At 65.8% G+C, this 9,623-nt stretch carries 8 protein-coding genes and 1 pseudogene; 7 read left to right on the top strand and 2 right to left on the bottom strand.

Features of this window, described 5'->3' with window-relative positions:
- Nucleotides 1–2,321, top strand: a 2,321-nt coding sequence (locus KBT70_RS10415; protein ID WP_296632431.1) for an error-prone DNA polymerase, incomplete at its 5' end; no start/stop codon positions are given.
- A gap of 68 nt (nt 2,322–2,389) precedes the next feature.
- Here the strand turns inward: KBT70_RS10415 and KBT70_RS10410 are convergent.
- Nucleotides 2,390–2,878: a peroxiredoxin gene (locus tag KBT70_RS10410; protein WP_296632428.1), complete on the bottom strand. Its 489-nt coding sequence runs from the start codon at nt 2,876–2,878 to the stop codon at nt 2,390–2,392.
- A 90-nt stretch (nt 2,879–2,968) separates the two neighbouring features.
- Between KBT70_RS10410 and KBT70_RS10405 the strand changes: the two genes are divergently transcribed.
- Both KBT70_RS10405 and rsmD read left to right on the top strand, forming a co-directional pair.
- Nucleotides 2,969–4,171: an FAD-dependent oxidoreductase gene (locus KBT70_RS10405; RefSeq protein ID WP_296632424.1), complete on the top strand. Its 1,203-nt coding sequence runs from the start codon at nt 2,969–2,971 to the stop codon at nt 4,169–4,171.
- Nucleotides 4,168–4,725 carry a 16S rRNA (guanine(966)-N(2))-methyltransferase RsmD gene (gene rsmD / locus KBT70_RS10400; protein WP_296632421.1) on the top strand — a complete coding sequence of 186 codons (558 nt, stop codon included), beginning with the start codon at nt 4,168–4,170 and terminating at the stop codon, nt 4,723–4,725. Before KBT70_RS10405 ends, rsmD begins: the two co-directional genes overlap by 4 nt.
- 73 nt (nt 4,726–4,798) lie before the next feature.
- Here the strand turns inward: rsmD and KBT70_RS10395 are convergent.
- A pseudogene (locus KBT70_RS10395) lies at nt 4,799–6,051 on the bottom strand (FAD-dependent monooxygenase).
- Nucleotides 6,052–6,099: 48 nt separating this feature from the next.
- Between KBT70_RS10395 and KBT70_RS10390 the strand changes: the two are divergent.
- The 4 genes from KBT70_RS10390 (at nt 6,100) to petA (ending at nt 9,516) form a co-directional block, all read left to right on the top strand.
- Nucleotides 6,100–7,443: an amidase family protein gene (locus KBT70_RS10390; RefSeq protein WP_296632418.1), complete on the top strand. Its 1,344-nt coding sequence runs from the start codon at nt 6,100–6,102 to the stop codon at nt 7,441–7,443.
- 4 nt (nt 7,444–7,447) lie between these two features.
- Complete coding sequence (locus tag KBT70_RS10385; protein ID WP_296632415.1) at nt 7,448–8,068, top strand: FMN-binding negative transcriptional regulator; 621 nt, start codon at nt 7,448–7,450, stop codon at nt 8,066–8,068.
- A gap of 61 nt (nt 8,069–8,129) precedes the next feature.
- Complete coding sequence (locus KBT70_RS10380) at nt 8,130–8,732, top strand: glutathione S-transferase (protein WP_296632412.1); 603 nt, start codon at nt 8,130–8,132, stop codon at nt 8,730–8,732.
- A gap of 220 nt (nt 8,733–8,952) precedes the next feature.
- The gene (petA, locus tag KBT70_RS10375; protein WP_037273366.1) at nt 8,953–9,516 is read left to right on the top strand and encodes a ubiquinol-cytochrome c reductase iron-sulfur subunit; all 564 of its coding nucleotides are present in this window, start codon (nt 8,953–8,955) and stop codon (nt 9,514–9,516) included.
- Nucleotides 9,517–9,623 lie beyond the last annotated feature (107 nt).

The raw sequence follows: 9,623 nt of genomic DNA, 5'->3' as shown, positions 1-9,623 counted from the left end.
ATGACGGGCGCGATCCGGCGCGGTTCGCGCGGCTAGAGGGGCTGGCGGCGCGGCTCGGCCTGCCGACGGTGGCGGCGGCTGCGCCGATCCTGCACCGCGGGCACCGCCGCCGTCTGGCAGATGTGCTGAGCGCGATCCGGTTGGGGGTGACGGTGGACCGGCTGGGCCGCCATGCGCTGCGCAATGCCGAGCAGCGCCTGCGCTCGGAAGAGGAAATGCGCCGCCTTTTCGCGGGGCATGAAGGCGCGGTCAGTCGCGCCGCGAGCCTTGCCGCGCGGCTGAGATTTTCGCTGGATGAATTGCGCTATGAATACCCCAGCGAGGTTGCCGAGAATGAGACCCCAACCCAGAGGCTGCGGCGGCTGGCCGAGGCGGGGCTGGACTGGCGCTATCCGGGGGGGGCATCGGCGCGGGTGCGCGCCATGATGGAGCATGAATTGGCGCTGATCGCCAAGCTGCGCTACGAGCCTTATTTCCTGACCGTGCATGACGTTGTGGCCTTTGCCCGGTCGCGGGGTATCCTGTGTCAGGGGCGCGGATCGGCGGCCAATTCGGTGGTGTGCTATTGCCTTGGCGTGACCTCGGTCAGCCCCGAGATCGGCACGATGGTGTTCGAGCGCTTTGTCTCCGAGGCGCGCGATGAGCCGCCCGATATCGACGTGGATTTCGAGCATGAGCGCCGCGAGGAGGTGATCCAGTGGATCTATGAGCGCTATGGGCGGCATCGCGCCGGCCTCTGCGCCACGGTGATCCATTACCGCACCAAGCGTGCGATCCGTGAGGTGGGCCGCGCCATGGGGCTATCAGAGGATTTGCTGGGGGCCATGACCTCGCAGATCTGGGGGCATGGTGGTGAGGGCGCGCTGGAGCCTGCGCGCCTGGCCGAGATCGGGCTTGATCCGCGTGATCCGCGTCTGGCGCGGACGCTGGCGCTGATCCGCGAGATCATCGGTTTTCCCCGGCATCTGAGCCAGCATGTCGGCGGGTTTGTCATCACCGAGGGGCGGCTGGATGAATTGGTGCCCATCGAGAATGCCAGCATGGAGGGGCGCACGGTCATCTGCTGGGACAAGGATGACATCGACACGCTGGGGATTCTCAAGGTCGATGTGCTGGCGCTGGGGATGCTGACCTGTATCCGAAAGGCCTTTGATCTCTTGGTGCAGCATCGCGGGCAGGCCTATAGCCTTGCCACGCTGCCGCCCGAGGACGCCCAAGTCTACGAGATGCTGAGCCGGGCCGACAGTCTGGGGGTCTTTCAGGTCGAGAGCCGGGCGCAGATGAATTTCCTGCCGCGCATGCGCCCACGCTGTTTTTACGATCTGGTGATTCAGGTGGCGATCATTCGCCCCGGTCCCATTCAGGGCGATATGGTGCATCCCTTCATCCGGCGTCGGAATGGCGAAGAGGCGGTGAGCTTTCCCTCGGATGAGTTGGGCCGGGTGCTGGGCAAGACGCTGGGCGTGCCGCTCTTTCAGGAACAGGCGATGCAGATCGCCATCATCGGCGCGGGGTTCACGCCCGAAGAGGCGGACCGTTTGCGCCGGTCACTGGCCACCTTCAAGAAACATGGCAATATCGCTGAGTTTCGCACGCGATTTCTGAAGGGCATGCGCGCCAATGGCTATGACGATGACTTTGCCGAGCGCTGTTTCAGCCAGATCGAGGGTTTTGGCAGCTATGGCTTTCCCGAAAGCCATGCCGCCAGTTTCGCGCATCTGGTCTATGCGAGTGCTTGGCTCAAGTGCCATCACCCGGCGATCTTTGCCTGTGCGTTGCTGAATTCGCAGCCGATGGGGTTCTATGCCCCGGCGCAGATCGTGCGGGATGCGCGCGAACATGGCGTGACGCTGCGCCCGGTCTGCATCAATGCCTCGTATTGGGACAATACCATCGAGCCGGACAGCCGGGGGCGGCTGGCGCTGCGCCTTGGGTTTCGCCAGATCAAGGGCGTGGCGCAGGACGAGGCCGACTGGATCGCGGCGGCGCGGGGCAATGGCTATGTGGGCCCCGAAGATGTCTGGCGGCGGGCGGGGGTGGCCCCGGCGGCGCTGGCCCGTCTGGCCGAGGCGGATGTTTTTGCGGCCCTCGGTCTTACGCGGCGCGAGGCGCTCTGGCAGGCGCGGGCAATCGGAGCCGAGCGGCCCTTGCCGCTCTTTGCGCGTGATATTGACGGCGAGGGCATTGTCGAGCCTGCGGCGCATCTGCCCGCGATGACGCTGGGCGAGGAGGTGGTCGAGGATTATACCGCGCTGCGCCTCAGTCTGCGGGCGCATCCCGTGGCGCTCTTGCGCCATATCCTGACGCCGCCGGTTGCGTGAGCTATTTCTTTATGGCTCAAATACTCCGGGGAGCGCGAGGGGCTGGCCCCTCGCACCCTTGATCCGCTTTACACTGCCGCGAGCAGCGATTCGCCGGCTGTCGCTTCGCAGGTGCCGGGGCTTTCCTCGACATGCAGCACGGTGACGGTGCCATCCTCGACCGCCATCGCATAGCGCTTGGAGCGCGCAAGGAGGCCCGCGGGCGGCGCGTCGAAATCAAGGCCGATGGCCTTGGTAAAGGCGCTCTCGGCGTCGGCCAGCATGGTGATTCCGGCCTCTGTGGCCCCGGTGGCCTCGCCCCAGGCCTTCATCACGAAGGGGTCGTTGACCGAGACGCAGATGATTTCGTCGACGCCCGCCGCGTCGAATTGCGCCTTGGTGCGGATAAAGCTGGGGACATGCGCCGAGGAACAGGTGGGCGTATAAGCGCCGGGCACGGCGAAAATCACCACTTTGCGGCCCGCAGTCAGGCTCTTGAGATCGACCGCTTCGGGGCCTTTCGCACCCAGTTTCAGCAGGGTGGCATCGGGGAGTTTGTCGCCGGAAGAAAGGGTCATGGTCGTTCCTTGTCTGTCGAGGGTTTCGGGATGGAAGTAGATATAGGCCGGTGATAGGCAAGTGACCATGCCAAAGAAGGAGAGAGCGGGATGTCGGGTGTCGTGGTGATCGGAGCAGGGCAGGCGGGGGCCTCGCTGGTGGCGAAACTGCGGAGCGAGGGCTATCAAGGCCCCATCACGCTGATCGGCGAAGAGCCGGTGCCGCCCTATCAGCGCCCGCCCCTGTCCAAGAAATACCTGCTGGGCGAGATGGCGCTGGAGCGGCTCTATCTGCGGCCTGAGAGCTATTATGCCGAGGCGGGCATTGATCTGCGGTTGGGTGTGCGCGTGACCGGCATTGACCGCGCGGCGCGGGCGGTGGTGATGGGCGCGGAGCGGCTCAGCTATGAGCATCTGGTGCTGGCCACGGGATCGCGCCCCCGCCACCTGCCTGCGGCGATTGGGGGGGATTTGGGCGGTGTGCATGTGGTGCGCACGCTGGCGGATGTGGATGCGATGGCACCGGGCTTCGTGCCGGGCGCGCGCGTGCTGATCGTGGGCGGCGGTTATATCGGGCTCGAGGCGGCGGCGGTGGCGGCAAGCCGGGGGATGCAGGTGGTGCTGGTCGAGATGGCGCCGCGCATCCTGCAGCGGGTGGCGGCACCCGAGACCTCGGATTATTTCCGCGCGCTGCATGGGCGGCACGGCGTTGATATTCGCGAGGGCGTGGGCTTGGAGCGTTTGTTGGGGGATGGTCAGGTCAGCGGCGCGCGGCTGTCGGACGGGACAGAGTTGGCCGTGGATATGGTGATTGTCGGCGTGGGGATCGTGCCGGATACCGCACTCGCCGAGGCGGCGGGGTTGGCGATTGACAATGGCATCGCGGTCGATGCGCAGGGGCGCAGCTCTGATCCCGCGATTTGGGCTGCGGGGGATTGCGCGTCTTTTCCCCATGAGGGCGGGCGTTTGCGGCTGGAAAGCGTGCCCAATGCCATCGACATGGCCGACTGTGTGGCGGGCAATATCCTGGGGCGCGGCGTGGATTATGTGCCAAAGCCGTGGTTCTGGTCGGATCAATATGATGTGAAGTTGCAGATTGCGGGGCTGAGCACTGGCTATGACCGGATCGTGACGCGCGACGGGGCGGCTTCGGTGTCGTTCTGGTATTACCGGGGCGATGCGTTGCTGGCGGTGGACGCGATGAACGATCCACGCGCCTATATGGTCGGCAAGCGGTTGATTGATGCCGGGAAATCCGCTGATCCGGCGGTGGTGGCGGATGCGGCGGCTGATCTCAAGGTGTTGCTCGGGTGAGGATCATCGCTGGGGCGCATCGCGGGCGGGCGCTGGCCAGTGTCGGCAAGGGCGATGTGGCGGCGCATTTGCGGCCCACGTCAGACCGGGTGCGCGAGGCGCTCTTTAACGTGCTGGCCGGGGGCTATGGCGATCCCGTGACAGGCGCGCGGGTGCTCGATCTTTTCGCCGGCACTGGCGCGCTCGGGCTTGAGGCGCTGTCGCGTGGGGCAGAGGCCGTGAGTTTCATCGAGAGCGGGCGCAAGGCGCTGTCGCTTTTGCGGCAGAACATTGCGCTCTGCCGGGCAGAGGCGGCGTGCCGCGTGTTTGCGTTGGATGCGCGGCGACCGGGGGCCAATCCGGGTGCTGCGCATGATCTGGTCTTTCTCGATCCGCCCTATGGCAAGGGGCTGGGCGAGGAGGCGCTGGCGACGGCGCTGGCGGGGGGCTGGATTTCTGACGAGGCGCTGATCGTCTGGGAGGAAAGTGCAGCAATCACCCCGCCCGAGGGTCTGCGCCTGCTCGAAGAGCGGCGCTATAGCGACACGATGATCCGGTTTTTGGAGAGGGGGTAGGGGTTAGTTTACGACGACTTTTGCCCCAAGTGCCCCCGCGCGGCGCCCTTCGGGCTTGATTCCGCGCGGTGTTTTACCCTTTCATCAACTCCGGCAAATCCCCTGTCAGCCCCGCCGCCTCGCGGATGAACCCCCGGCGCAGGCGGGGCATGTGGCCGAGTGCGCCCATGCCGAGGTCGCGGGCGGCGCGCAGGAGCGGGTTGTCATTGGAGAAAAGCCGGTTGGTGAGGTCGGTGGCCAAGGCGAGCGTCGCGGTGTCGAACCTCCGCCATTGCTGATACCGGGCGAGCACATCGGGTGCTGCGATATCCTCGCCCCGGCGCGCGGCCTCGGTCATCACCTGCGCCAAGGCGGCGACATCGCGCAAGCCCGCGTTCAGCCCCTGTCCGGCAATCGGGTGCATGCCGTGGGCGGCGTCGCCGATCAGGGCGAGGCGGTCGGCGACAAAGCTGTTGGCCACCGTCAGGCTGAGCGGGTAGGTATAGCGCGCGCCGCGCAGTTTGATCGCGCCCAGAAAATCGCCGAACCTTGGCCGCAGCACCTCCATGAAGTCGGCATCGGGAAGCGCGGCGAAGCGCGCGGCGGTGGCGTCTGTTTCAGACCAGACAATCGAGCTGACATTGCCGGGCAAGGGCAGGATGGCAAGCGGGCCGGGGGGCATGAAGAACTGATGCGCGATGCCGTGATGCGGCAACTCATGCTCGATAGCGGCGACGAGTGCGGTCTGGCCATAGCCCCAGCCGGTGCGCCGGATGCCCGCGCGCGCGGCAGTGCCCGAGGCGCGCCCATCGGCCCCGATGAGAAGTCGCCCGGTGAGGGTTTTGCCCGAGGCGAGCGTGACGGTGACGCCGGTGGCGTCGCTCTCTTGCGCCATCACCGTGTCGTTGGAAACTTGGGTGATCAGGGGCTGCTCTGCCATCGCCTCGATCAGGGCGCGGCGGAGGTAGCGATCCTCTAGCATATGGCCCATCGGGCCTTCTTCGATTTCGGCATGGTCGAAATGCAGGAAAAAGGGCGATGGCCCTTCGCCCGCGCGCCCATCCGAGACCTTGATTTCCAGCATCGGCTGGGCGTTTTCGGCCACGCGGTGCCAGATCCCAAGATTTTGCAAGAGCCGCACCGAGGCGAGCGCCAAGGCATAGGCGCGCCCGTCAAAGGCCGCGTTCTTGCGGGTGGGTTCGGGCAGGGCGTCGATCACCGTGCTGGAAAGCCCCGCCTGTGCGGCGGCAAGGGCGAGCGCGGGACCGTTGAGGCCACCACCGACGATGAGAAGGTCGCTGTCATGTGTCATGTGCCCAATATGTGCGTGCGCGCGGGATTGTCCATGCGCCGCTCTGCCGCTAGCAATGGTTTTTGAAGCGAAAGGGGGACGGGATGCAGGACTGGCTCAAGATGACGGCGGGCGATCTGGGGCGCGGCATTGGGCGCGGCGAGATCGACCCCGAGGCGCTATGTGAGACCTATCTGGCGGCGATCACCGCCCATCCGCTGCGCGACCGCATTTACAGTGCCGTGACTGAAAGCCGCGCGCGGGCCGAGGCGGCAGCAGCGGCGGCGCGGGCCAAGGCAGGGCAGCGTCTGGGGCTGCTCGACGGGGTGCCGGTCAGTTGGAAAGACCTCTTTGACAGTGCGGGTGTGGCAACCGAGGCGGGTTCGGCGCTGCTCCGGGGCCGGGTGCCGGATCGCGATGCCGAAGTGCTGCGCAATGGCACGGCGGCGGGGCTGGTGTGCCTTGGCAAGACGCATATGAGCGAATTGGCGTTTTCCGGTCTGGGCCTCAACCCGGTGACGGCGACGCCGCCGTGTGTGAACAACGCAGGTGCTGTGCCCGGCGGATCATCCTCGGGGGCGGCGGCGAGCGTGGCCTTTGATCTGGCCGCCTGCGGGATCGGGTCGGACACGGGCGGGTCGGTGCGAATCCCGTCGGCGTGGAATGATCTGGTCGGGCTCAAGACCACTTCGGGGCGGGTTTCGTTGCACGGGGTGGTGCCGCTCTGCCTGCGGTTCGACACGGTGGGGCCGCTGGCGCGGTCGGTCGAGGATTGCGCGCTGATGCTGGCGGCGATTGAAGGGGGCAAGGCGGCGGATTTGCGCGGGGCGACCTTGGCGGGGCTGCGGTTTGCGGTGCTGCGGACGTCGGTGATGGAGGCTATCCGGCCCGAGCCTGCGCGCGCGCATGCGCTAGCGCTCGACGCGCTGCGGGATGCAGGTGCTGTGATCGACGAGATCGAGGCGTCTGAGGTGGCCGAGGCGCTGCCGCTCTCGCCGGTGCTCTTTACGGGCGAGGCCTATGGGCTCTGGCGCGAGGTGATCGAGGCGGCCCCGGACAAGATGTTTGCGCCGATTCTGGAGCGGTTTCGAAGTGGCAAGGCCATCAGTGCTGCGGATTATGTGGCGGGCTGGCGCAAGCTTGAGGCGTTGCGCGCCGCGTGGAATGCGCGGGTTGCGGGCTATGACGCGGTGCTCATGCCCTCAGCGCCCAATCTGCCGCCCGATCAGGCGCGGCTCTTGGCGGACCCGGAGTATTACGTGACCGAGAACCTGCTGACCTTGCGCAATACGCGGGTGGGCAATCTCTTGGGGCTTTGTGCCGTGACGCTGCCTACGGGGGTGCCGAGCTGCGGGCTGATGCTCTGCGGTCAGCCCTATGGCGAAGAGCGATTGTTGCGGGTGGCAAAGGCGGTCGAGGATGTTCTCTGCCCCCGGCGCGGGGAATAGGGCCATGCATCCCAATCCCGCCTTTCGTCAGGCACCGGCCGCGCGCAATGTGGAATTCGCCCGTGCTCGGGGGTTCGGGATTTTGGCGGTGTGCAGCCCCGAGGGGCCGCTGATGAGCCATATTCCGTTTCTCTTGAACGCGGATGGCACGCAGGCCGAGTTTCACCTTGTGCGGTCCAACCCCATTGCGCGGCTCTTGACTGGGCCGGTGCGGGCGCGGTTGGCGATAGAGGGGCCGCACTCCTATGTCTCGCCCGACTGGTATGGGGTCGAGGATCAGGTGCCCACGTGGAACTATGTCGCCGTGCATCTGGTGGGAGAGGTCACGTTGCAGCCGCAAGAGGGGATGCGCGATCTCTTGGACCGCCAATCGGCGGAGTTCGAGGCGCGGCTTGCACCCAAGCCGGAATGGCGGGCCGAGAAGATGACGCCCGAAGTGCTCGAGCGGATGATGCGGCAGATCGTGCCTTGCGCGATGCGGGTGGATGAGATCGCGGGCACGTGGAAGCTGGGGCAGAACAAGCCCGAGGAGGTGCGCCTGCGTGCCGCCGATTATCTGGGCCCGGCCGGGCAGGGGCAAGAAACTGACCTCTTGGCCGAATGGATGCGCGCGCCGCCTGCGTGAGCGGCTTTACAGCGCCGGGGGCTGGGCCTAGGGTCGCGCCGAACAGAAAGCGGAGCGCGCCATGAAACTCATTTCCTCGCCTTTGTCCCCCTTTGTCCGCAAGGTGCGTGTGCTCTTGCTGGAAAGCGGTCTGGCCGATCAGGTCGAGGTGGTCGATGTGACCACCACGCCGCTGGAGACCGATCCGCAGGCGGCGGCGGCCAATCCGCTGGGCAAGATCCCCGCCTTGGTGCGGCTCGACGGTCCGGCGATTCACGACAGCCGGGTGATCACCCGCTATCTGGATCAGCAGGCGGGCGGGCGGTTTTATCCCGAGGCGCGGCTCTGGGAGGTGCTGACGCTGGAGGCGATTGCCGAAGGCATCATGGAGGCCGCGCTGGCGATGACCTATGAAGCACGGTTCCGGCCTGAAGACATGCGCTATGCGCCGTGGGTCGAGGGGCAATGGGCCAAGGCGGCGCGGGCGCTTGATGCCGTGGAAGGGCGCTGGATGAGCCATCTCGCGGGGCCGCTCGACATGAGCCATATCGCGCTGGGTTGTGCGCTGGGCTATCTCGATTTTCGCCATGACGTGCGCGGTTGGCGGGATGGGCATCCGGCGCTGGAGGCGTGGTATGCCAAGATGAGCGCGCGCGAGAGCATGGTTAAAACTGCCCCGGCGTAAGGGGTGGCATCGCGAGAGGGCGTGCGCAGGGCACCGCCCGATTTCGTGAACAAGACCCGTCAAGCGCGACAGATGCGCGCTCTCACCAAATCTTGGGGTAATGCAGGCTGGACGGCCCCCCAAAGCCCCGCTAAATAGCCGCACATGCTGGCTTTGGGAATCCCGAGGCCTATCATCGTATGAGGCCGATTGCGGCACTGATATATAGGGAGTATTTCTCGTGTCCCACGCAGAAGATCACGAAGGCACCCGGAGGGATTTCCTCTATTATGCGACCGCTGGCGCGGGTGCCGTCACCGCAGGTGCAGCCATCTGGCCGCTGATCAACCAGATGAACCCCTCGGCGGATGTGCAGGCGCTGTCCTCGATCCGTGTGGATGTGTCCGGGATTGAACCGGGGACGCAATTGACGGTGAAATGGCTGGGCAAGCCGGTGTTCATCCGTCGCCGGACTGCGAAAGATATCGAGGCGGCGCGCAGCGTTGATGTCGCCACGCTGCCTGACGGTCTGGCACGCAATGCAAATATCGAAGAGACCGCACCCGCAACGGACGAGAACCGCACGCTCGATGAAGCGGGGGAATGGCTGGTCGAAATGGGCGTATGCACCCATCTCGGATGCGTTCCTATCGGTGATGGTGCCGGTGATTTCGGTGGTTGGTTCTGCCCTTGTCACGGGTCGCACTATGACAGCGCGGGCCGTATCCGCAAAGGGCCCGCCCCGGAGAACCTTCCGGTGCCGGTGGCCCAATTCCTCGACGAAACCACGATCCAACTGGGATAAGGAAACGCGCAAATGTCCGGAATTCCGCACGATCACTACGAGCCCAAGACGGGCGGCGAGAAATGGCTTCATTCGCGCCTTCCCATCGTTGGGTTGCTTTATGACAC

This window comes from Roseovarius sp., from assembly GCF_018066915.1.
Lineage (GTDB): Bacteria > Pseudomonadota > Alphaproteobacteria > Rhodobacterales > Rhodobacteraceae > Roseovarius.
The sequence above is the reverse complement of the archived record's forward strand: the minus strand, read 5'-3'. Positions and strand labels throughout refer to the sequence as shown.

Excerpts from the sequence above, each read along its gene's own strand:
- KBT70_RS10380 (WP_296632412.1), top strand. The coding sequence starts at position 8,130 with ATGAAACTCATTTCCTCGCCTTTGTCCCCCTTTGTCCGCAAGGTGCGT.
- KBT70_RS10410 (WP_296632428.1), bottom strand. The coding sequence starts at position 2,878 with ATGACCCTTTCTTCCGGCGACAAACTCCCCGATGCCACCCTGCTGAAA.
- KBT70_RS10405 (WP_296632424.1), top strand. The coding sequence starts at position 2,969 with ATGTCGGGTGTCGTGGTGATCGGAGCAGGGCAGGCGGGGGCCTCGCTG.
- KBT70_RS10390 (WP_296632418.1), top strand. The coding sequence starts at position 6,100 with ATGCAGGACTGGCTCAAGATGACGGCGGGCGATCTGGGGCGCGGCATT.
- KBT70_RS10385 (WP_296632415.1), top strand. The coding sequence starts at position 7,448 with ATGCATCCCAATCCCGCCTTTCGTCAGGCACCGGCCGCGCGCAATGTG.